The following is a 22,426-nucleotide window of genomic DNA, read 5'->3' as shown; positions in this document are numbered from 1 at the left end:
TTCTCTTTTTAATGCCGGTCTTTTTTGGTGATCCGGCTATTGGGTGTGTAACTCGTTCAAGCCATTGCAAACGTTTGGCGTAGGAAAAATCCCAACAAAAGGCCGCGCGTTTGCAGCAAGGCGGGGGCCGCCCTGCGCAATCCGGTTATTTTCTTATGGGGTGATACTGACGCCCGAGAACACGTTGCGGCCGAAGGGGCTGACCTTGAACCCTTCGACTTTGGCGCTTAACGGCTGGTTGACCGTCGAGTGGGCGACGGGCGTGATCGGCACCTGCTGCTTGAGCAGTTGCTGCGCCTGTTTGTACAGAACAGTCCGTTGTTCGCGGTCGGTCACGACCTTGGCTTGCTTGATCAGCTTGTCGTACGCCGGGTCACACCACATGGAGTAGTTGTTCCCGCCGATGGCGTCACAGCTGTAGAGGGTGCCCAGCCAGTTGTCCGGGTCACCGTTATCGCCGGTCCAGCCGATCAGGCTCACATCGTGCTCACCGTTCTTGGTGCGCTTGATGTACTCGCCCCACTCGTAGCTGACGATCTTGACCTTGAGGCCGATCCTGGCCCAGTCGCTTTGCAGCATCTCGGCCATCAGCTTGGCGTTGGGGTTGTACGGCCGTTGCACCGGCATCGCCCACAGGGTGATTTCGGTGCCTTCCTTCACGCCGGCAGCCTTGAGCAGTTCCTTGGCTTTTTCCGGGTTGTAGGCGGCGTCCTTGATAGTCTCGTCGTAGGACCACTGCGTCGGCGGCATGGCGTTTACGGCCAATTGCCCGGCGCCCTGGTACACGGCATTCAGGATGCTCTGCTTGTTCACCGCCATGTCCAGCGCCTGGCGCACTTCAAGCTGGTCGAACGGCTTGTGGCGCACGTTGTAGGCGATGTAGCCGAGGTTGAACCCCGGCTTGGTCAGCAGTTTCAGGTTCGGGTCGGCCTTGAGGGCGTCGACGTCAGCCGGGCGCGGATGCAGGGTCACCTGGCATTCGCCGGCCTTGAGCTTTTGCACGCGCACCGAAGCGTCGGTGTTGATGGCGAAAATCAGCTGGTCGAGCTTGACCTTGCTCGGGTCCCAGTACTGTTTGTTGGCCACATAGCGGATCTGCGAATCTTTCTGGTAACGCTGGAACACGAAGGGGCCAGTGCCGATCGGCTTCTGGTTGATGTCACTGGGCTTACCGGCCTTGAGCAATTGCTCGGCGTATTCGGCCGACAGGATCGCGGCGAAGCTCATGGCGATGTTCTGGATAAACGCGGCATCGACCGTGTTCAGGGTAATCACCACGGTGTGCGGGTCGGTTTTCGCGACCTTGGCAATGTTCTTGTTCAGGCTCATCCCGTTGAAGTACGGAAACTCGGTGGGGTAGGCCTTGCGAAACGGATGGTCGGGGTCAAGCATGCGGTTGAAGGTGAACAGCACGTCGTCGGCGTTGAAGTCCCGAGTCGGCTTGAATTCCTTGTTGCTGTGGAATTTCACCCCTTCACGCAGGTGAAAGGTGTAAGTCAGGCCGTCCTGCGAAATATCCCACTTGGTTGCCAGCGCGGGTACGACACCGGTCTCGCCTTTTTCAAACTCAACCAGGCGGTTGTACAGCGGCTCGGCCGCATCGTTATCGGTGGCGGTGGTGTACTGCGCGGTGTCAAAGCCGGCCGGGCTGCCTTCCGAGCAGAACACCAGGCTGCGCTTGTCAGCGGCGTGGCCCATTGTGGCCGCAGCCAGCAGGCTGGTACCAAAAATTGCGGATAGAACGGTGGTATGGCGCATGACGATCCCGATCCTTGTTTGTAGTTGTCATCAGCGAGCAATCACCCCGGCATTCAGCCAGGGGGACATCACTGATCCCACACGCAGCAAGTGCCTTTCCGAGTTTGGAGCCTCTGCTGTCCTACGACGTTATGGGTCGCGGACTTCGCAGTAAATGCGCCAAATCGGATTGACCCTGTAGGCAACGGCGCCGTGCATCGCAGTTCGTTGCTGTAGGAGGCAACGATTGCGAGCGTGGTCTGTTTCCTACGGGCCAGGCGGATGCAATAACGGCGACGTTATGAACCGTCGCCGTCATGGCTTCTTACTTGCCGCTTACGCTCACGCCGTAGAAGGAGTTCAAGCCAAACGGGCTGATCTTGAAGTCCTGTACGGTGTTGCGCATGGGTTGATACACCGTCGAGTGCGCGATAGGTGTCATCGGGACTGCATCTTTGAGGATATGTTGCGCCTGCTTGTACAGCTCGGTGCGTTTGGCGACGTCCGACGTGGCCTTGGCTTCTTTCACGATGCCATCGAATTTCTTGTCGCACCATTTCGAGAAGTTGTTACCGGACAGCGAGTCGCAGCCGAACAGCACGTTCAGCCAGTTGTCCGGGTCACCATTGTCACCGCTCCAGCCAATGATCATGGCTTGGTTCTCGCCACCTTTGGAGCGCTTGATGTACTCGCCCCACTCGTAGCTGGTGATCTTCACGTTGAGACCGATCTTCTTCCAGTCGTTTTGCAGCATTTCTGCCATCAGCTTGGCGTTCGGGTTGTACGGACGCTGAACCGGCATGGCCCACAGAACGATTTCAGTACCTTCCTTGACGCCGGCTTCCTTGAGCAGCGACTTGGCTTTCTCAGGGTCGTACTTGGCGTCCTTGATGGTGGTGTCATACGACCATTGGGTCGGCGGCATGGCGTTGACAGCCAGTTGGCCGGCGCCCTGGTACACGGAGTCGATAATCTGCTGTTTGTTCACCGACATGTCCAGCGCCTGGCGTACGCGCAGGTCAGCCAATGGGTTTGGCTGGTCGCTGCCCTTGACCTTGTCCATGACGTTGTAGGCGATATAGCCCAGGTTGAAACCGGCCTGGTTCGGCAGTTTCAGGTCCTTGTCCGCTTCCAGCGCCTTGAGGTCGGCCGGACGTGGGAACAGGGTGATCTGGCATTCGTTTTTCTTGAGCTTCTGGATGCGCACCGACGGGTCGGTGGTGATGGCGAAGATCAGGTTGTCGATCTTCACGTCTTCAGGTTTCCAGTAGTCCTTGTTGCCGGTGTAGCGGATGTTCGAGTCTTTCTGGTAGCTCTTGAACACGAACGGGCCAGTGCCGACCGGCTTCTGGTTGATGTCCGCAGCCTTGCCTTCTTTCAACAGTTGGGCGGCGTATTCAGCCGACTGGATCGAGGCAAAGCTCATCGCCAGGTTCTGGATGAAGGCGGCGTCCACGGTGCCAAGGGTGAACTTGACAGTATGGTCATCGACTTTCTCGATGTTCTTGATGTTGGTGTCCATCCCCATGTCCGTGAAGTACGGGAACTCGGTGGGGTAGGCCTTACGGAATGGATCGTCCTTGTTGATCATGCGGTTGAACGTGAACAGCACGTCATCGGCATTGAAGGTACGGGTCGGCTTGAAGTACGGGGTGGTATGGAACTTGACGCCATCACGCAGGTGGAAGGTGTAGGTCAAGCCATCCGGAGACACGTCCCAGCTGGTAGCCAGCCCAGGAATCACAGCGGTGCCGCCGCGTTCGAACTGGGTCAGGCGGTTGAACATGGTTTCGGCCGAGGCATCGAAGTCTGTTCCGGTGGTGTACTGGCCTGGGTCGAAACCGGCCGGGCTCCCTTCGGAGCAGAACACCAGGTTAGTCGCCGCTTGGGCGAAAGGAGCTGCGGCCATAAGGCCAGCGCTAACAATTAACGGAATGACTGCGTGTTTAAGCATGTTGGCCTCATGATTTGTTGTCATTTTTGGTGGTGAGGGCGACCTCGTGAGTCGGCCTGCGGATACTTATGCAGGCGCCATACCCATTGCAAGATGCTGAACCGTTGCGAGGCTGAAACAGTGGTACGAACGTACAGGAATGTCGCAATTATGAAAGTTTCGACATATTTGCGTATATTTCGAGGGTTTTTTCGGTGCATCCGTCGCACCAAAAAGGCCCATCCGAGGCGTCTGGCGCACTCGGTTGGGGCGCTTCTGTTACTTATCTAGACTCACGCCGTAGAACGGTGTCAGGCCAAAGGGGCTGATCTTGAAGTCCCGAACTTCCTTGCGCAGGGGCTGGAAAACCGTCGAGTTTGCAATAGGCGTTATAGGTACCTGTTCCTTAAGGATTTTTTGTGCCTGTTGATACCACTTGATGCGCTGTTCGCGGTCGTTGCTGACCTTGGCCTGCTGCACCAATTTGTCATAGGCCGGGTTACACCATTTGGCGTAGTTGCTGCCCTTCACCGCAGCACAACTGTAGAGCACGCCGAGCCAGTTATCCGGGTCGCCATTGTCGCCCGTCCAACCATAAATCATGGCGTCATGCTCGCCATTTTTGGCGCGCTTGATGTATTCGCCCCATTCATAGCTGACGATATTGGCCTTGATGCCGATCTTCTCCCAATCCTGCTGGATCATTTGTGCCGACATGCGTGCGTTCGGGTTTGAAGCGCGCTGCACGGTCATTGCCCACAGGTTGATGGTAGTTCCTGGTGCAACCCCTGCTTCTTTTAGTAGCGCCTTGGCCTTGACCGGGTCATGGGGCGCGTCCTTGATGGTGGGGTCATAAGACCACTGCGCTGGAGGCAGCGCGTTCTGCGCCAATTGTCCGGCGCTCTGGTACACCGCCTTGATAATCGCCGGCTTGTCGATGGCCATGTCCAGGGCCTGGCGCACCTTGAGCTGATCCAGCGGCGGGTGGGTCACGTTGTAGGCCAGGAAACCCAGGTTGAAACCGGCTTGTTGCAGTACACGCAGGTTTGGGTCCTGATTCATCACTTCGATGTCGGCAGGACGCGGATAACCGCTGACTTGGCATTCGCCGGCCTTGAGTTTCTGTAGGCGTGACGCGGCATCCGGGGTGATGGCGAACACCAGGTTGTCGAGTTTCACATCCTCGGGTTTCCAGTACTGTTTATTGGCCACGTAGCGGATCTGCGAATCCTTCTGGTAGCGCTTGAACACAAACGGCCCGGTGCCCACCGGTTTCTGGTTGATCTCTTCGGCCTTGCCCTGCTTGAGCAGTTGCGCGGCGTACTCGGCCGATTGCACCGAGGCAAAGCTCATGGCCAGGTTTTGCACAAACGACGCATCGACGTTGTTCAGGTTGAAGCGCACGGTATAGTCGTCAAGTTTCTCGACGCTCTTGATCGTGGTATTCAAGCCCATGTCGGTGAAGTACGGCGACTCGGAGGGGTAAGCCTTGCGGAACGGGCTGTCGGCATCCAGCAGGCGATTGAAGGTAAACAGCACATCATCCGCGTTGAAATCGCGGGTAGGGGTGAAGAAATCGGTGGTGTGGAACTTGACGCCATCGCGCAGATGGAAGGTGTAGGTCAGGCCGTCTTTGGAGATGTCCCAGCTTGTCGCCAAGCCCGGTTCGACTTCGGTGCCGCCACGCTTGAACTGCGTGAGGCGGTTGAACACGGTCTCGGCCGACGCATCGAAATCGGTGCCGCTGGTGTACTGGCTGGGGTCGAAGCCGGCGGGGCTGGCTTCGGAGCAATAGACCAGGGTACTGGCCGCGTGGGCCACTGGCATGAAGGCCAGCAGTCCGGCGGCGAGGAGGAGCGGTTTTAAGGCAATTCTTTCCATGGAGACCCCTGAAGTGGCAGGTGTATATAAGCTGCCCAAACGAAAACGGCGCCACCGAGGGTAACGCCGTTCATGTCTATCAGGTAGGGGTCATGGCATCTGCACTTCAATCACGCCATCGGCGCTCATGTTGACTTGGCTGGTGCCGGCTTCCACTTCAGGTGTGGGTGCTGAATCAGCCATCGCGGCCTTCATCATCATCCCGCCACGGGCGTAAGGCATCGGGTAGCCATTGGTGTTGAAGTTCAGGTTGACGATCTTGTAGCCCTTGCCGCCCAGCGCATCAGTGGCCAGTTGGGCGCGAGCCTTGAATGCGGCGACTGCATCTTTGAGCAGCGCATCTTCGCTGGACTTGCGCGTGGTGTCGGCGATGGAGAACTCCATGTTTTCCATTTTCAGGGTGCTCTGCAGTTCACCAGTGAGCTTGGACAGCGCCGGGAAGTCCGCACTTTCCAGGCGCAGCTCGGCGCGCTCGCGCCAGCCGGTGATCTTCTGGTTCTTGTTGTCGTAGATCGGGTAGCTGTTGCGGCTGCCCTGGCGCAGGGTTACGCCTTTGACTTCACGCGCCTGGCCCAGGGCCTTGTTCATGGTGGTGGTGATTTCGGCGGCGAGTTTGGCCGGGTCGCTGTTCTGGGACTCGGTGTACAGCGTGACGATCATCTTGTCGCGGGCCACTTCCTGGCTGACCTCGGCGCGCAGGGAAATCTGGTTGTAGTTCAATCCTTCGGCGGCCACGGCCGGAAGGCTGGCCAGGGTGGCCACGCCGAGGGTGATGACAGCTGCACTGCGAGTGAAACGAGACATGAAAGCTCCTTGAGGTGATCGTGTTCGGTATGACTGTAGACGGTGGCACCGGGTTCTTCGGGTTTACACATTACCTACATGTTGTAGCGATGCCGACGAACGGTCATTTGCCCGGCCTGCGGCAAAGAGCCACACGCGCCGTGCCGGTGGGTCTGCTTCGTTTATACTCCTGCCGATCCGCCTGCAGCGCTCACCGGGAGAGCTCATGCTCGCCGCCGTAAAACTGACTTCCGCCACCCGCCAGAACCTCTGGCGCCTGACGTTCATCCGCACGCTGGTGCTGGCCGCACAGGCCGGCTCCGTCGGGCTCGCCTATTGGTTCGACCTGCTGCCTCTGCCGTGGCTGCAACTGGGCGTGACCCTGGGTTTCTCCATCGTACTGTGCGTGTTCACCGCCATCCGGTTGCGCACCACCTGGCCGGTGACCGAGTTGGAGTACGCCCTGCAATTGGCTTGCGACCTGTTTATCCACAGTGTGTTGCTGTATTTCTCCGGCGGTTCCACCAATCCATTCGTGTCTTATTACCTGGTGCCCTTGACCATTGCCGCCGTGACCTTGCCGTGGCGGTATTCGGTAGTGCTGTCGGGCATCGCCCTGACCCTCTACACCCTGTTACTGGCGCGCTTCTACCCGCTGCAAACCTTTCCCATCGCCCGGGAAAACCTGCAGATCTACGGGATGTGGCTGAGTTTTGCGCTGTCCGCCGCCGTCATCACCTTCTTCGCCGCACGCATGGCCGAAGAACTGCGCCGCCAGGAAGAGCTGCGCGCCATTCGCCGTGAAGAAGGCCTGCGCGATCAGCAACTGCTGGCTGTCGCCACCCAGGCCGCCGGCGCTGCCCATGAATTGGGTACACCGTTGGCCACCATGAGCGTGCTGCTCAACGAAATGACCCAGGACCACCACGATCCTGCGTTGCAGGAAGACCTCGGCGTGCTGCGCGAACAGGTCAAGCAATGCAAGCAGACCTTGCAGCAACTGGTACGCGCCGCCGAGGCCAATCGCCGCCTGGCGGTGGAGATGCAGGACGTGACCCAGTGGCTCGATGAAGCCCTGAACCGTTGGCACCTGATGCGCCCCGAAGCCAGTTACCGTTTTCATCTATTAGGGCAGGGCACGGTGCCGCGCATGGCGCCACCACCGGATCTGACCCAGGCGCTGCTCAACCTGTTGAACAACGCCGCCGACGCCTGCCCTGAAGGCCTGGGTGTGCAGCTGGACTGGGATGCCGAAGACGTGACCATCAGCATTCGCGACCACGGCGCAGGTGTGCCGCTGGCCATTGCCGAGCAGATCGGCAAGCCCTTCTTTACCACCAAGGGCAAAGGCTTCGGCCTTGGCCTGTTTTTGAGCAAGGCCAGCGTGACCCGCGCGGGCGGCTCAGTGAAGCTCTATAGTCATGAGGAAGGTGGCACGCTCACCGAGCTGCGCCTGCCCCGTGTCGCACGAGGAGATATCGATGAGTGACGAGATCCAAGTCGAAGGCGAAGAACTGCCGCACCTGTTGCTGGTAGATGACGACGCCACCTTTACCCGCGTGATGGCGCGCGCCATGAGCCGCCGCGGTTTTCGCGTCAGCACCGCTGGCTCCGCCGAAGAGGGCCTGACCATCGCCCAGGCCGACCTGCCGGACTACGCCGCGCTCGACCTGAAGATGGACGGCGATTCCGGCCTGGTGCTGCTGCCCAAGCTGCTGGAACTCGACCCGGAAATGCGCGTGGTGATCCTCACCGGTTACTCCAGCATTGCCACCGCCGTCGAGGCGATCAAGCGCGGTGCCTGCAACTACCTGTGCAAGCCGGCGGACGCCGACGATGTGCTGGCCGCCTTGCTCTCCGAACACGCCGACCTCGACACCCTGGTGCCGGAAAACCCGATGTCGGTGGACCGCCTGCAATGGGAGCACATCCAGCGCGTGCTGACCGAGCACGAAGGCAATATCTCCGCCACCGCTCGCGCCCTGGGCATGCACCGCCGTACCTTGCAGCGCAAGTTGCAGAAGCGTCCGGTACGGCGTTGAGCAATGCTGGATCAAAAAAGCCCGGACTTTCCGGGCTTTTTCTTCGCCAGAGTGGTTACTCAGTAGGGAAAGGCAACACGGCCGTCGAACAGGTTATAGCGCTGATCCGGCAACTTGGCGGGGGCTTTGAAGGATACATACAAAATACCGTCTTTTATCTTGGCAGCGCTCACTTCGAGTGAGGCTTGCGGTTCGATCGCAACGTGGTCGGGGAGGATGCTGCTGGAGAGGTTCTTTTTGGCAATCGACTCATCGAAGATATAAATTACCGGTTGGCGGTTTTTTACGGGCAGCGTGTCTTTTGCCCAGGTTGCCCAGCCCTTGGCGTTGAAGGCCTGGGTCGACGCCGATTGGATGCCGCTGTCCCTGAATACTCTCCCAACACCGTTTTTGAGTTTGTCAGCGCCCTCTGATGTAACAAAGGCGTAGCGATAGGCCTTGCCGCTGTATTCGGCTTGTTCATCCAGGTCGGACAGGAATTCGCTCACATTCGGTGGGTACTTGTTTGGATCGACCTCCGTGCGAAGGATTTCATTGATTTCGCCCGAACCGGCTTCGGTGTACTCATTCAGGCTCTCGTAATCTTCAGCCCTGGACGTCTGCGTCAAGCGGGTCAACTCGTCCAGCACCCGCTCGCGCTCTGCGCTACTCAGTGCATTTTCGTCTTTGTCTATCCGGCTGATGTCTTGCGCAAGTTGAGCTTTGGCAGAGGAGTTACTGGCATTCCATGGGAAATTTATACCTGCGCCTTTGTCCAGTTGTACCCAAATGCCCTCCTTGTCGAGATGCACAGTCATGATCGATTGCCTGGAGGTGGGGTCAATAATTTCGGCGTACTGATCGGTTAGTTTAAAATTGCTTTTGAGTTCATATACCCGTTCTATCTCCGAATGATCTGTGTGTCGAATGAACCACCGGTCCAGGCCGTCGGCGTCACGGAGGTGATAGATGTTGTTGGCGTTCTTCGTTGCGTGCTCTATAAGCCTTTCGCCGTCTTCGACGGCATGGGCACTGATGTTGTTAGATTCAGAGGGGCGCAGGCGATTGGCGGCTTCGGTGGGTGCCGGCGTTGTCACGTCTTCGGTTGGAGGGCTGTTGGGTGCTTCGATAGCCTCGTCTGCCACCGCCGATTCAATCGACGCCGTCCCTCTGTCGAGCTTGGATGCGCTGCCGGCGATACCGGGCACTGCTTTGAGCACGCCAAACACGATCCGGTCGGTCCCGCGGGATTTGCCGTGGGCCAGATCATCGATACCGACGCCCACCTCTGTAATGCCGGCCCCTGTGTAGATCGCATCCAGCGCCAGGCCTACCTCCGGCATGACAAACGCCAACGGGGTCAGCAGCAACGCTGTGGCAGTAGCGGCCTCTGCCAGTTTCAGTGCGGCGTCCTTGATTACATCGCCATCGGTAGTGATGTCGTGATCGGCGTCGGCATAGGCGCGCTCTTTTTGACGCTGGGTCATGGCCTTGAATGGGTCGCCGTTCAGGGGCTCCAGAGTAATATAGCGCTGAGGGTCCCAATCACTGAGTGAGGTAAAGCCCAGCGCATTGGGTTTCTGTGCTTCGGTCCAGCCCCCCAGTCCCACGAGGGACTGCTTCACGCCGTCAGAAAAAAACTTGTCGTCCTGGTCGTTCTTGGTGAAGTGGTTAAGCAACGCCGTCCGCTTGATCGGGTCAGCCGCCTGGTCGGCCAGCCAGGTTTTCATGGCTTCGGGGTTATCAAACCTGTGCAGGGGTGATGAGTTGCCCGGAATATGCAGCAGGGTGGTTTTAATCGGTTTGCCGTGGCTGTCCAGGCGGGTCTTTTTGTCGATGATGTACAGCAGGTCGGTAGATACGTCGCCATTGATCGACAGTAGACCAACGTCGACGTCGGGGTCCTTGGCATACGGGGCTTCCAGGTTCTTGACACTGGTTTCAGACCAAGGCTTTCCAGGTTGAAGGCCCGATGCACGTAGGACCAGGCGGGTTTCTTCATTGCTCAGGCTGCCGTCCTTTTGTTGTGCAAGGGCAGCTTGAACGAGGGCTATCTTGGTGAGTAGCTCGTAGGGTTTTTCATGGGTTGCCCAGAACGTGTCCAAGTAGGATTTGTAAGGCGTAATCAGCTCGGTTTCCCATACCAGATCCCGAAATTGTTGTGGCGTAAGCGAGACCTTTGACGACAGATTCGGTACTGAGTCCTTTGAGGTGTCTGTGCCTCGAACGACGTACTCGTATGTCGGGCTCATGAAATCGTGGGCCATCTGAATGACTGACACGAGAGGAAAGGAATGAAAAATATTCAACAGTCTTGAGGCTGTCGGGTGCGTCCGCGCCAGTCCGGTAGGCGATTCATCGTCATTGTTTTTCCTGCGTACGTTGGTCAGTGCGGCCTCGGTCAGGCTAATTTGGTTGAGTATCTTGCCATCCGACGGTGCCGGTTTGGTCGTGTCGTAGTTGGTCGTTACGATATAGGTATGGTCGGGGTTCAGCTGCAGGTTGAATTTTTTGCGCAACGCTTGCGCAATTATTTGTGAGGTTTCCTGTGCCGGCGTCAGGATGGTTTGGCTGGCATTTTTTATAAGGCGTTCAACGCTTTGGCTACTGTGGGACGCGTCGACCGTTTCATAGACTTCCGTGATCCGTCCAGGCGAGGCGGGCAGTTGTCTGGAGTCATCTATGGTTTGCTCCTGGACGGTAGGTATGGTCTGTGGGGGCAGGCGTACAAATTGTATCGACGTGGGAAGGGTCATATAGGATTTTTCTCTCTGAGCGTGTTCCAAAGTGCCGAGAGTAAGTGGGACGGTTTCGAGTACTGGTTGCCAGCCGATGTAAGTCAAATAAATACTGAACGCTGACTGAATGAGCGACATCGAATTGCCCGCTGCGCTAAAGCCTACCTTATGATCCACTCACACTACTGCGCCGAGCGAAACAATGAATCAGAACGCTGAGTATTCCGCGGTCAACGACGCGGTGCGTGGGCAATTTCTACGGCGGGTGTGGGGGTTGATTACGCCCTACTGGCGCAGTGAAGAGAAGGGCATCGCCTGGCTGCTGCTGTTGGTGGTGCTGGGGCTTTCGCTGTTCAGCGTCGCTGTATCGGTGTGGTTCAACAGTTGGAACCGCGATTTCTACAACGCGCTGGAGCACAAGGACTACGACGCTTTTACCCACCTGCTGATGTACTTCAGCGTGATTGCGGTGGTGGCGATTGTAACCGGCGTGTTCTCGTCCTATCTGCAACAGATGCTCACCATCCGCTGGCGCCGCTGGCTGACGGAACGCTACTTTGCCCAATGGCTGGGCCACAAGAACTACTACCACCTGGAATACGGCGGTTACACCGATAACCCCGACCAGCGTATTTCCGAAGACCTCAATGCATTTACCGCCAGCACCCTGACCCTGGGGCTGGGTTTTATCAGCAACCTGGTGAGCCTGGTGTCGTTCTCGGTGATCCTGTGGGGGGTGTCCGGCAGCATCGAAGTGTGGGGCATCACGATTCCCGGCTATATGTTCTGGGCCGCGCTGGTGTATGCGGTGATCGGCAGTTGGCTGACGCATGTGATTGGTCGAAAACTGATCGGCTTGAGCAACCGTCAACAACGCTTTGAGGCGGACCTGCGCTTCAGCCTGGTGCGGGTGCGGGAGAACGCGGAAAGCATCGCGCTGTTCAACGGTGAGCCTAACGAACACCATCAATTGAGCGCGCGTTTCGCACGGGTATGGAGCAACTTCTGGAGCATCATGCAGCTCAAGAAGCGTCTGAGTTTCTTCACCAGCGGTTACTCGCAGATCGCCATCATCTTTCCTTTTGTGGTGGCGGCGCCGCGTTACTTCGCCGGCAAGATCGAACTGGGCGTGCTGATGCAGGTGGCTCAGGCGTTCGGCAGCGTGCAGGGCAGCCTCAGTTGGTTTGTCGACGCCTATACATTGCTGGCCAGTTGGCGCGCCACCTGTGATCGTCTGCTGAGTTTCGGCCAGGCCATGCAAGACAACGAAACGCGCACCATGGGTATTGGCCTGCAGCATCAGGGCGTAGGTTTGCAGGTCAAGGACCTGAGTCTGGACCTAGCCGACGGCCGTCACCTGCTGCAAGGCGCCGACCTGACCGTTGCCGAGGGCGAGCGCCTGATGCTCAGCGGTCGTTCCGGCAGCGGCAAGTCGACGTTGCTGCGGGCCATGGGCAACCTGTGGCCCAACGGTCACGGCAATATCCGCCTGCCGGCCGAGCGCTATCTGTTCCTGCCGCAGAAACCCTACTTGCCGATTGGCACGTTGAAGGCGGTGTTGAGTTATCCACAGGACGACAGCGTCTACCCGGCAGAACGTTATGCACAGGCCCTGGAAACCTGTCGCCTGCCCCATCTGATCGGCCGACTGGAGGAAGCCAACCACTGGCAACGCATGCTCTCGCCGGGCGAACAGCAACGCCTGGCCTTTGCCCGCGCGTTGCTGTTCGCGCCGCAATGGCTGTACATGGACGAAGCGACGTCGGCCATGGACGAAGAGGATGAGGCGACCTTGTATCAGGCGTTGATCGATGAGTTGCCGGGGCTGAGCATCGTCAGCGTCGGCCATCGCAGCAGCCTCAAGCGCTTCCATGGACGGCATGTGCGGATCGAGGGGGGGCAGTTGCAGGAACAAGTCCCAGTATGATGTGAGGCCGGGTCAGAAAAGGAACCGTTTTGGGGAGGACACTCACTCAAGGGGTGGGGGGATCCCCTATTTTTCCTACTGATCCAGAGGTTTTTTATGAATTCGGTGAATGCTTTTTCAACCACCCAGCCTTCCTATTACGCGGCTACCGCCCAGAGTGCCACACCTTCAGCCGCTCCCCAGCCTGAGCCTACCCGTGCAATGGCCACCGAAGAGAAAAACAGCGGATGCATGAGCGGTTGTACCGGGCCGGTTGCGGCCAGTGTCGTGAATTCACTGGCTCGACTGGCAACGTCGGTGATTCATCTGATGAACAAGCAGGACGGCTGCAATCACAGGTCCAGCCACGAGGCGTTGACCAGGCTGTGATTTAAGCCCCGTTTTCAGCGGCCGGCAGCGATTCCAGTCGAGCAGGTAGGCCCCAAAAAAAGCCCGGCTGATCATTGATCAGCCGGGCTTTTTTGTACTTGAAGACGACTTACTTCTTCAAACCGTAATGCTCATCCAGCATGCCAGGGGCGTTCGGCGTTTTTGGCGCATAGTCCCGTGGCGGCTCCTGGTTTTCCCGCGGTGGGGTCAGGCGTTCCCGTGGGGGCTGCGGCGCATCGGAATGCAACGCGGCCAGCAGGCGCTGGCGGGTGATGTCGTCGAGGGCGAGGCGGTTGGCGCCATCGGCGAGATGATCCTGTACTTCCTGGTAGCTCTGGGTGAGCTTCTTGACCAGGGTCGCGGTGCTGTTGAAGTGGGTAACAACCTCGTTCTGATAACTGTCAAAACGTTCCTGGATATCATCCAGCTGACGCTGCGTGCGGTTAGGCGCGGCATTCGGCAGCAAGCGAGCAACCAGGAAACCAATGGCGACACCGGCAACCAGGGCAAGAGTCGGCAACAACCAAACTAAGAGCGAGTGTTCCACGAGTCCTTCCTCTATAAACGGCTTTGCTTTACGTTAACGGCTCAAACCTGCGCTGTATACCGCGATTAAGCTCGCAATGATGCCAAGCACAGACTTTTAGCTAGACGAGTCGACCCTTTGAGAGGTCACGGAGTTCATTCCTTGCTCATGCGTGAAACCCCCGTTTTGATCGATGGCCCGGTAGGCCAATTGGAAGCCCTGTACCTGGATCACCCCGAGCCACGTGGCCTGGCGCTGATCTGTCACCCTAACCCGGTGCAGGGCGGGACCATGCTCAATAAAGTTGTATCGACCTTGCAACGCACCGCCCGCGATGCCGGTTTGATCACCTTGCGTTTCAATTACCGTGGCGTCGGCGCGAGTGCCGGCACCCACGACATGAGCACCGGTGAAGTGGACGATGCTGAAGCGGCTGCTACCTGGTTGCGGGAAAAACACCCCGACCTGCCGATCACCTTGCTCGGGTTTTCCTTCGGAGGCTACGTGGCCGCCAGCCTGGGTGGCCGCCTGGAGGCCAAGGGCGAAAAACTCTCGCACCTGTTCATGGTCGCCGCCGCGGTGATGCGCCTGCGTGACAGCGACCTGCTGCCCCAGGCCTGCCCACTGACCCTTATCCAGCCGGAAACCGACGAAGTGGTCGACCCGCAGACCGTCTACGACTGGTCCGCCGCCTTGAATCGCCCCCATGAGCTGCTGAAAGTGGCAGAATGCGGACACTTTTTTCACGGCAAGCTCACCGATCTGAAGGATCTGGTGCTGCCGCGCCTCTCGAATTGATAGCAGTCTGATAAGCGATTACCCATGACGACTCGTACCCGCATCCTCACCGGCATCACCACCACCGGCACGCCGCACCTGGGCAACTACGCCGGTGCGATCCGCCCGGCGATCCTCGCCAGCCAGGACGCCAATGCCGACTCCTTCTACTTCCTGGCCGACTACCACGCCCTGATCAAATGCGATGACCCGCAGCGCATCCAGCGCTCGCGCATGGAAATCGCCGCGACCTGGCTGGCCGGTGGCCTGGATGTGAACCGGGTGACGTTCTATCGCCAGTCGGACATCCCGGAAATCCCCGAACTGACCTGGCTGCTCACCTGTGTTGCCGCCAAGGGCCTGCTCAACCGCGCCCACGCGTACAAGGCCTCGGTGGACAAGAACGTGGAAGCCGGCGAAGACCCGGATGCGGGCATCAGCATGGGCCTGTACAGCTACCCGGTGCTGATGGCGGCGGACATCCTGATGTTCAACGCGCACAAGGTGCCGGTCGGTCGCGACCAGATCCAGCACGTGGAAATGGCCCGTGATATCGGCCAGCGCTTCAACCACCTGTTCGGCAACGGTAAAGAATTCTTCACCATGCCCGAGGCGTTGATCGAAGAAAGCGTCGCCACCTTGCCGGGCCTGGACGGCCGCAAGATGTCGAAAAGCTACGACAACACCATCCCATTGTTCACCAGCGCCAAGGACATGAAGGACGCCATCTCGCGGATCGTCACCGACTCCCGCGCCCCGGGCGAAGCCAAGGACCCGGACAATTCGCACCTGTTCACCCTGTACCAGGCGTTTGCGACCAAGGCGCAGGAAGAAGAATTCCGTGCCGAACTGCTGCAAGGGCTGGGTTGGGGCGAGGCGAAGAACCGCCTGTTCCACCTGCTGGACGGCCAGTTGGGTGAAGCCCGCGAGCGTTACCATCAACTGATGTCGAGCCCTTCTGACATGGAAGACCTGCTGCTGATCGGCGCCAAGAAGGCCCGTGCCGTGGCGGCGCCGTTCCTGGCTGAACTGCGTGAAGCGGTGGGCCTGCGTTCGTTTGTCAACCAGGCTGCGGCACCAGTCGCCGCCAAGAAGAAAGCGGCGAAAGCCGCGCGCTTCGTGAGCTTCCGTGAAGACGACGGCAGTTTCCGCTTCCGCCTGCTGGCCGCCGACGGCGAGCAACTGCTGTTGTCGCGCAACTTTGCCGATGGCAAGGCGGCGGGCGCAGTGACCAAGCAACTGCAAAGCGGCGACGCGCTGGACCTGCGTACCGAGGCCCTGGGCTTCAGCGTGTGGTTGGACGGCGTGACGGTGGCGGACAGTGCTGAGTTCGCCGACGAAGCGTCCCGCGATGCGGCCATCGCCGCTCTGCGCGTCGCGTTGACCCCCCTCGAGGATTAACCCGACCAAGGGTTGATTGCCATTATCCAGGGCCGTCGTTACAGTGACGGCCCGTTTTTGTTGCCTTGCTAACGAAATTATGACGCCCCTAGAACGATATCAAGCTGATCTGAAACGCCCTGAATTCTTCCATGACGCGGCCCAGGAAACGGCGGTGCGTCATCTGCAGCGCCTGTACGATGACCTGCTCGCGGCTTCGCAAAGCAAGCCAGGGATGTTCAGCAAGCTGTTTGGCAAGAAAGACCACACGCCGGTCAAGGGCCTGTACTTCTGGGGGGGCGTGGGCCGGGGCAAGACCTACCTGGTGGACACCTTTTTCGAAGCGCTGCCGTTCAAGGAAAAGGTCCGGACGCACTTTCACCGCTTCATGAAGCGCGTGCACGAAGAGATGAAGACCCTGCCGGGCGAGAAAAACCCGCTGACCATCATCGCCAAGCGTTTCTCCGAAGAAGCGCGGGTGATCTGCTTCGATGAGTTCTTCGTCTCCGACATCACCGACGCCATGATCCTCGGCACCCTGATGGAAGAGCTGTTCAAGAACGGCGTGACCCTGGTCGCCACCTCGAACATCGTGCCCGACGGTTTGTACAAGGACGGCCTGCAACGCGCACGCTTCCTGCCGGCCATTGCGTTGATCAAGCAGCATACCGAGATCGTCAATGTCGACAGCGGCGTCGACTACCGTCTGCGTCACCTGGAGCAAGCGGAGCTGTTCCACTTCCCGCTCAATGAGGCGGCCCACGAAAGCCTGAAAAAGAGCTTCCGTGCCCTTACGCCGGAATGCACCCAGGCGGTGGAAAACGACAAGCTGGTGATCGAGAACCGCGAAATCATCGCGCTGCGCACCTGCGACGACGTGGCCTGGTTCGAGTTCCGCCAACTGTGCGACGGCCCGCGCAGCCAGAACGACTACATCGAACTGGGCAAGATCTTCCACGCGGTGATCCTGAGCGGCGTGGAGCAGATGAGCGTTACCACCGACGACATCGCGCGACGTTTCATCAACATGGTCGACGAGTTCTACGACCGTAACGTGAAGCTGATCATCTCAGCGGAAGTTGAGTTGAAGGACCTGTACACCGGCGGTCGCCTAAACTTCGAATTTCAGCGCACCCTGAGCCGCTTGCTGGAAATGCAGTCCCATGAGTTCCTGTCGCGTGGGCACAAGCCGTAACTTGACGTAACGCCTATAAAAGGTCCGCAGCGATTGCGGTCCTTTTATAGTTTGGGCGCTGGTTAATAAGTGATCTGGTCTGTGCTGGGTGGTGCCGGTTCTATGAGGAGCATTTCGCCCTTTTTTAACTCGTAGAGCGCGCCGTCCGGACCCTTGAATATTACTTTTAACTCCAGCTCCGGATATTTCTCCTCCTTGTTCTTTTTCTCATCCATTTGTGGATTCAACTGATCGGTCAGATTTTCGTTGAATTGACTTGCGTCTAACTTATTTGGTTGTACAGCTGGGTTGAACGATTGAGCGTTGCTGCCTATGGATGACATGATTGAGTCTCCGTCCTGATTTCAAGTAAGTCGGTTTGGAAAAAGCCCTTTGTGCATTCGGACCGTAGCTCGGCAGAAATCAACGGCTTCGACCTCGTTTAAAATGGCAGGCGCCCAAGGCGCAACCTAGCGACTTCATCTTATTCGTCAGTAGGAATTGGGTGAGGGGCTTGTAGGCGGGCATAGGGTTCTCAATTCGACCCTGCACCATTGCGGTGTACAGGGTCGTTTGCTTCGTCAAGCGGCGAACCTACGCCGCTTGCTGAAACTGCTGGCGATACTGGTTCGGCGACAACTCCGTGTGCTGCCTGAACAGCCGTGCAAAGAAACTCGCATCGTCGTAACCCACCTCATAACTGATGGTCTTGATGCTCTTGCGGCTGCCCGAGAGCAGGCCCTTTGCCGTCTCGATACGCAGCCGTTGCAGGTAGTGCAGCGGCTTGTCGCCGGTGGCGGTCTGGAAGCGGCGCATGAAGTTGCGGATGCTCATGCCGTGTTCCCGGGCCACGTCTTCGAAGCGGAATTTGTCGGCGAAGTGTTCTTCGAGCCAGTGCTGGATCTGCAGGATGATCACGTCCTGATGCAGCTTCTGTCCGCCAAACCCGATACGTCCTGGCGAATAGCTGCGCTGCACTTCGTAGAGGATATCGCGGGCCACGGCCTGGGCGATGTTGGCGCCACAGAAGCGTTCGATCAGGTAGATGTAGAGGTCGCATGCCGAGGTGGTGCCGCCGGCGCAATACAGGTTGTCGGCGTCAGTGAGGTGCTTGTCCTGGTTGAGCTGGACCTTGGGGAAACGTTCGCCGAACGCATTGAAGAAACGCCAGTAGGTGGTCGCTTCCTTGCCATCGAGCAGGCCGGCTTCGGCCAGCCAGAATACCCCGGTGGCTTCGCCGCACAACACAGCACCGCGTGCATGCTGTTCGCGCAGCCACGGCAGCACTTGCGGGTAGCGGGCGCACAAGGTGTCGAAGTCATCCCAGAAGGCCGGCAGCACGATGATGTCGGCGTCTTCCAGGCCGCCGTCCACCGGCATGATCACATCACTGAAACTGCACACCGATTGCCCATCGGGGCTGACCAGGCGTGTTTCAAACCCTGGCGTCAGGCCCAGGCCTTGTTGCTTGCCGTAACGCAGGCTGGCGAGGTGGAAGAAATCCTTGGCTTGCATGAGGGTGGAAGCGAATACCCGATCAATGGCCAAAATGCTGACGCGCCGCAAGGGCGTGGAGATTTGGTTAGACATAATTTCATTTATTCTTATAGGGGAAAGTGGTCACCAGACGGCTGGATCGTCTTATTTTTTGTCGCATGTGTCCAGTGTCCCGTGCTGCCTTCGCGGCATAGTCTCTGTGGGCTCGCTCTTGTCCGACAATCCATGCAGGTGACCCATGATTCCCAGAACCTTGTTCAGCCCGGAACACGAACTCTTCCGCGAGAGCGTGCGCACCTTCCTCGAAAAGGACGCCGCGCCGTTCCATGGGCAATGGGAGAAACAGGGCTACATCGACCGCAATTTGTGGAGCAAAGCGGGGGAGGCGGGCATGCTCTGCTCTCACCTGCCGGAAGAATATGGCGGGCTGGGCGCGGACTTTTTATACAGCGCGGTGGTGATCGAAGAGATCAGCCGGCTGGGCCTGACCGGCATCGGCTTTTCCCTGCATTCGGACATTGTGGCGCCTTATATCCTGCATTACGGCAGTGAAGCGCTGAAACACAAATACCTGCCCAAGTTGATCTCCGGCGAGCTGGTCACGGCGATTGCCATGACCGAGCCGGGCGCCGGTTCCGACTTGCAAGGCGTGAAGACCACGGCGGTGCTGGACGGCGATGAGTACGTGATCAACGGCTCCAAAACCTTCATCACCAATGGCTACCTGGCCGAGTTGGTCATCGTGGTCGCCAAGACCGATCCCAAGGCCGGCGCCAAGGGCACCAGCCTGTTCCTGGTGGAAGCCGACACGCCAGGCTTCGACAAGGGCAAGCGCCTGGAGAAGGTGGGCATGAAGGCCCAGGACACCTCGGAGCTGTTCTTCCAGGATGTGCGGGTGCCCAAGGAAAACCTGCTCGGTCAGGCCGGCATGGGCTTCGCCTATCTGATGCAGGAGCTGCCTCAGGAACGGTTGACCGTGGCGATTGGCGCGCTGTCATCCGCCGAGGCGGCGTTGGAGTGGACCCTGGCGTACACCCGTGAACGCCAGGCGTTCGGCAAGGCGATTGCCGATTTCCAGAACACCCGCTTCAAGCTGGCGGAGATGGCGACCGAGATTCAGATTGGCCGTGTGTTTGTCGACAAGTGCATGGCGTTGCACCTGGAAGGCAAGCTGGATGTGCCCACGGCGGCGATGGCCAAGTACTGGGCTACCGACCTGCAATGCAAGGTGCTCGATGAGTGCGTGCAGTTGCACGGAGGCTACGGCTTCATGTGGGAATACCCGATTGCCCGGGCGTGGGCGGATGCGCGGGTGCAGCGGATTTATGCGGGGACCAATGAGATCATGAAGGAGATCATTGCGCGGGCGCTTTGATTGGGCGGTTCTGCTGATGGCCAAATCGGGGGCAAGCCCCCTCCCACACTTGAATGTATTCACAGATCAAAATGTGGGAGGGGGCTTGCCCCCGATAGCGGTCTTAAGATCAATCAAGGCGCTGGGTTCGGGTGATCCTTCTGAATCGCCTCAATCCCTTCCAATACCTCTTTCGACAGTTTCAGATCCGCACTGGCAATGTTGTTATCCAGTTGCTCCAGCGACGTGGCACCAATGATGTTGCTGGTCACGAACGGTTGCTGCGTCACAAACGCCAGCGCCATCTGCGCCGGGTCCAGCCCATGCTCCCGCGCCAGTGCAACGTAGCGGCTGCATGCCGCTTCCGACTGCGGGTTGAAGTAACGGCTGAAGCGGCTGTATTCCGTCAGTCGCGCTTTCGCTGGGCGGGCGCCATTCTCATATTTGCCGCTGAGCATGCCGAACGCCAGGGGCGAATACGCCAGCAGGCCGCATTGCTCGCGAATCGCGACTTCCGCCAGGCCCACTTCAAAGCTGCGGTTGAGCAGGTTGTAGGGGTTCTGGATCGACACCGCACGCGGCCAGCCACGGGCTTCGGCCAGGGCGAGGAACTTCATGGTGCCCCACGGCGTTTCGTTGGACAGGCCGATGTGGCGGATCTTGCCGGCCTTCACCTGCTCATCCAGCGCTTCGAGGGTTTCTTCCAGCGGGGTGAGGTTGTCTTCGTCCTTGTGCTTGTAGCTCAGTTGGCCGAAGAAGTTGGTACTGCGTTCCGGCCAGTGCAGTTGGTAGAGGTCGATCCAGTCGGTCTGCAGGCGCTTGAGGCTGGCGTCCAGGGCTTCGACGATGTGCTTGCGGTTGTGGCGCAGGTGGCCGTCGCGGATGTAGTCGATGGTGTTGCCGGGGCCGGCGATCTTGCTGGCGAGGATCCAGTCGGCACGGTCGCCACGGCTCTTGAAGTAATTACCGATGTAGCGTTCGGTGGTGGCATAGGTGTCGGCCTTGGGCGGCACCGGGTACATTTCAGCGGTGTCGAGGAAGTTGATCCCCGCGCCCTTGGCCCGCTCGATCTGCGCGAAGGCCTCTGCCTCGCTGTTCTGCTCGCCCCAGGTCATGGTGCCCAGGGCTATCGCGCTCACGTTCAGATCCGTACGGCCCAGCTGTCGATAATCCATCGGGTACTCCTTCAGGGAAAACAATCATAAAAGCAGGTTGAATTTTTTTTCGCAATCTGCATAATTGCCCACCTCTTTCTGCAGTGGAAGTGATGCGCCGCCTGCCGAAGAATCTTGCCGTTGAACGGACGCGCCGACCCGAGCCCCCGATAGCGTCTGTATCCGGCTGCCTTTGACTTGTCAAAGTACGCACTATTCAGTAAGATCCGCCGTCTAATTTACAGGGCGGCCCCTGAGGCTATTAAAGAATGACAACTTTTACTGCAAAACCGGAAACAGTTCAGCGCGACTGGTTTGTCGTCGACGCCGCTGGTCAGACCCTGGGTCGTCTGGCCACTGAAGTCGCCAGCCGTCTGCGTGGCAAGCACAAGCCTGAGTACACCCCTCACGTTGACACCGGTGACTACATCGTGATCATCAACGCTGAGCAGGTTCGTGTAACCGGCAACAAAGCAAGCGACAAAATGTACTACCGTCACTCCGGTTTCCCAGGCGGTATCAAGTCTTCCAACTTCGAAGGCCTGATTGCCAAGAAGCCTGAAGCCCCGATCGAAATCGCGGTCAAAGGCATGCTGCCTAAGGGCCCACTGGGTCGCGATATGTTTCGCAAGCTGAAAGTCTATGCGGGCGCTGTACACCCTCATGCTGCTCAGCAGCCCCAAGAACTGAAGTTTTAACGGAATAGTTCATTATGTCGGCGACTCAAAATTACGGCACTGGCCGTCGCAAAACCGCAACCGCTCGCGTTTTCCTGCGTCCGGGTACTGGTAACATCTCGATCAACAACCGCTCCCTGGACAACTTCTTCGGCCGCGAAACTGCCCGCATGGTAGTTCGTCAGCCGCTGGAACTGACCGAGACCGTTGAAAAGTTCGACATCTACGTCACCGTTATCGGTGGCGGTGTAAGTGGTCAAGCTGGCGCAATCCGCCACGGTATCACTCGCGCTCTGATGCAGTACGACGAAACCCTGCGTGGCGCCCTGCGCAAAGCTGGCTTCGTGACTCGCGATGCTCGTGAAGTTGAACGTAAGAAAGTCGGTCTGCGTAAAGCGCGTAAGCGTCCGCAGTACTCGAAGCGTTAATCCGCTTTACGTTCCACAAAAACGCCCAGCCTCCTCACGGAGCTGGGCGTTTTTTATTGCCTGCGATTTA

General features: G+C 58.5%; 19 protein-coding genes. 10 read left to right on the top strand and 9 right to left on the bottom strand.

Features of this window, described 5'->3' with window-relative positions; all coding sequences use genetic code 11:
* Window positions 1-153 precede the first annotated feature (153 nt).
* The 4 genes from BMX59_RS03120 to BMX59_RS03105 all read right to left on the bottom strand — a co-directional run bounded on the left by BMX59_RS03120 (window position 154) and on the right by BMX59_RS03105 (window position 6,355).
* Window positions 154-1,758, bottom strand: coding sequence for an ABC transporter substrate-binding protein (locus BMX59_RS03120; RefSeq protein WP_093119887.1), 1,605 nt, complete (start codon window positions 1,756-1,758; stop codon window positions 154-156).
* Between the two features lie 304 nt (window positions 1,759-2,062).
* Window positions 2,063-3,691, bottom strand: coding sequence for an ABC transporter substrate-binding protein (locus tag BMX59_RS03115; RefSeq protein ID WP_092240696.1), 1,629 nt, complete (start codon window positions 3,689-3,691; stop codon window positions 2,063-2,065).
* A gap of 258 nt (window positions 3,692-3,949) precedes the next feature.
* Window positions 3,950-5,551: an ABC transporter substrate-binding protein gene (locus BMX59_RS03110; RefSeq protein WP_093119883.1), complete on the bottom strand. Its 1,602-nt coding sequence runs from the start codon at window positions 5,549-5,551 to the stop codon at window positions 3,950-3,952.
* Window positions 5,552-5,641: 90 nt separating this feature from the next.
* Window positions 5,642-6,355: an SIMPL domain-containing protein gene (locus tag BMX59_RS03105; protein ID WP_071491113.1), complete on the bottom strand. Its 714-nt coding sequence runs from the start codon at window positions 6,353-6,355 to the stop codon at window positions 5,642-5,644.
* Between the two features lie 205 nt (window positions 6,356-6,560).
* On the opposite strand from BMX59_RS03105, the gene BMX59_RS03100 reads away from it, so the two are divergent.
* Together BMX59_RS03100 and BMX59_RS03095 are read left to right on the top strand one after the other, a co-directional pair.
* The gene (locus tag BMX59_RS03100) at window positions 6,561-7,823 is read left to right on the top strand and encodes an ATP-binding protein (protein ID WP_058423028.1); all 1,263 of its coding nucleotides are present in this window, start codon (window positions 6,561-6,563) and stop codon (window positions 7,821-7,823) included.
* Complete coding sequence (locus BMX59_RS03095) at window positions 7,816-8,376, top strand: response regulator transcription factor (RefSeq protein WP_003171731.1); 561 nt, start codon at window positions 7,816-7,818, stop codon at window positions 8,374-8,376. The genes BMX59_RS03100 and BMX59_RS03095 overlap by 8 nt, the downstream gene beginning before the upstream one ends.
* 59 nt (window positions 8,377-8,435) lie before the next feature.
* On the opposite strand, the gene BMX59_RS03090 is transcribed toward BMX59_RS03095, so the two are convergent.
* Window positions 8,436-11,231 carry a dermonecrotic toxin domain-containing protein gene (locus tag BMX59_RS03090; RefSeq protein WP_139212847.1) on the bottom strand — a complete coding sequence of 932 codons (2,796 nt, stop codon included), beginning with the start codon at window positions 11,229-11,231 and terminating at the stop codon, window positions 8,436-8,438.
* A gap of 64 nt (window positions 11,232-11,295) precedes the next feature.
* On the opposite strand from BMX59_RS03090, the gene BMX59_RS03080 reads away from it, so the two are divergent.
* Window positions 11,296-13,020: an ABC transporter ATP-binding protein/permease gene (locus tag BMX59_RS03080; RefSeq protein WP_093119876.1), complete on the top strand. Its 1,725-nt coding sequence runs from the start codon at window positions 11,296-11,298 to the stop codon at window positions 13,018-13,020.
* Window positions 13,021-13,116: 96 nt separating this feature from the next.
* Window positions 13,117-13,389 (top strand): hypothetical protein, encoded by a 273-nt coding sequence (locus BMX59_RS30030; RefSeq protein WP_139212846.1) that lies wholly within the window; start codon window positions 13,117-13,119, stop codon window positions 13,387-13,389.
* Between the two features lie 109 nt (window positions 13,390-13,498).
* Here the strand turns inward: BMX59_RS30030 and BMX59_RS03075 are convergent, their stop codons facing one another.
* Window positions 13,499-13,936, bottom strand: coding sequence for a Z-ring associated ZapG family protein (locus BMX59_RS03075; protein WP_032893585.1), 438 nt, complete (start codon window positions 13,934-13,936; stop codon window positions 13,499-13,501).
* Between the two features lie 147 nt (window positions 13,937-14,083).
* Between BMX59_RS03075 and BMX59_RS03070 the strand changes: the two genes are divergently transcribed.
* The 3 genes from BMX59_RS03070 (at window position 14,084) to zapE (ending at window position 17,267) form a co-directional block, all read left to right on the top strand.
* The gene (locus tag BMX59_RS03070) at window positions 14,084-14,713 is read left to right on the top strand and encodes an alpha/beta hydrolase (RefSeq protein WP_093119873.1); all 630 of its coding nucleotides are present in this window, start codon (window positions 14,084-14,086) and stop codon (window positions 14,711-14,713) included.
* Between the two features lie 24 nt (window positions 14,714-14,737).
* Window positions 14,738-16,093 (top strand): tryptophan--tRNA ligase, encoded by a 1,356-nt coding sequence (locus BMX59_RS03065; RefSeq protein ID WP_093119870.1) that lies wholly within the window; start codon window positions 14,738-14,740, stop codon window positions 16,091-16,093.
* 79 nt (window positions 16,094-16,172) lie between these two features.
* Window positions 16,173-17,267 carry a cell division protein ZapE gene (gene zapE, locus BMX59_RS03060; protein ID WP_071491119.1) on the top strand — a complete coding sequence of 365 codons (1,095 nt, stop codon included), beginning with the start codon at window positions 16,173-16,175 and terminating at the stop codon, window positions 17,265-17,267.
* Window positions 17,268-17,329: 62 nt separating this feature from the next.
* On the opposite strand, the gene BMX59_RS03055 is transcribed toward zapE, so the two are convergent.
* Window positions 17,330-17,590 (bottom strand): hypothetical protein, encoded by a 261-nt coding sequence (locus BMX59_RS03055; RefSeq protein WP_092240710.1) that lies wholly within the window; start codon window positions 17,588-17,590, stop codon window positions 17,330-17,332.
* A gap of 250 nt (window positions 17,591-17,840) precedes the next feature.
* Window positions 17,841-18,761: a GlxA family transcriptional regulator gene (locus BMX59_RS03050; RefSeq protein ID WP_170856032.1), complete on the bottom strand. Its 921-nt coding sequence runs from the start codon at window positions 18,759-18,761 to the stop codon at window positions 17,841-17,843.
* 220 nt (window positions 18,762-18,981) lie between these two features.
* On the opposite strand from BMX59_RS03050, the gene BMX59_RS03045 reads away from it, so the two are divergent.
* Window positions 18,982-20,118, top strand: a complete 1,137-nt coding sequence (locus tag BMX59_RS03045) for an acyl-CoA dehydrogenase family protein (RefSeq protein ID WP_071491121.1) — start codon at window positions 18,982-18,984, stop codon at window positions 20,116-20,118.
* Between the two features lie 113 nt (window positions 20,119-20,231).
* Here BMX59_RS03045 and BMX59_RS03040 read toward each other — a convergent pair whose 3' ends face one another.
* Window positions 20,232-21,272: an NADP(H)-dependent aldo-keto reductase gene (locus tag BMX59_RS03040; protein WP_093119866.1), complete on the bottom strand. Its 1,041-nt coding sequence runs from the start codon at window positions 21,270-21,272 to the stop codon at window positions 20,232-20,234.
* 248 nt (window positions 21,273-21,520) lie between these two features.
* Between BMX59_RS03040 and rplM the strand changes: the two genes are divergently transcribed.
* Window positions 21,521-21,949, top strand: coding sequence for a 50S ribosomal protein L13 (gene rplM / locus BMX59_RS03035; RefSeq protein WP_003188508.1), 429 nt, complete (start codon window positions 21,521-21,523; stop codon window positions 21,947-21,949).
* A gap of 14 nt (window positions 21,950-21,963) precedes the next feature.
* Window positions 21,964-22,356 carry a 30S ribosomal protein S9 gene (rpsI, locus tag BMX59_RS03030; RefSeq protein WP_002555064.1) on the top strand — a complete coding sequence of 131 codons (393 nt, stop codon included), beginning with the start codon at window positions 21,964-21,966 and terminating at the stop codon, window positions 22,354-22,356.
* Window positions 22,357-22,426: the final 70 nt, after the last annotated feature.

Source organism: Pseudomonas sp. NFR09 (genome assembly GCF_900111535.1).
Taxonomy (GTDB): domain Bacteria; phylum Pseudomonadota; class Gammaproteobacteria; order Pseudomonadales; family Pseudomonadaceae; genus Aquipseudomonas; species Aquipseudomonas extremorientalis.
This window is presented reverse-complemented; position numbering and strand designations above follow the sequence as displayed.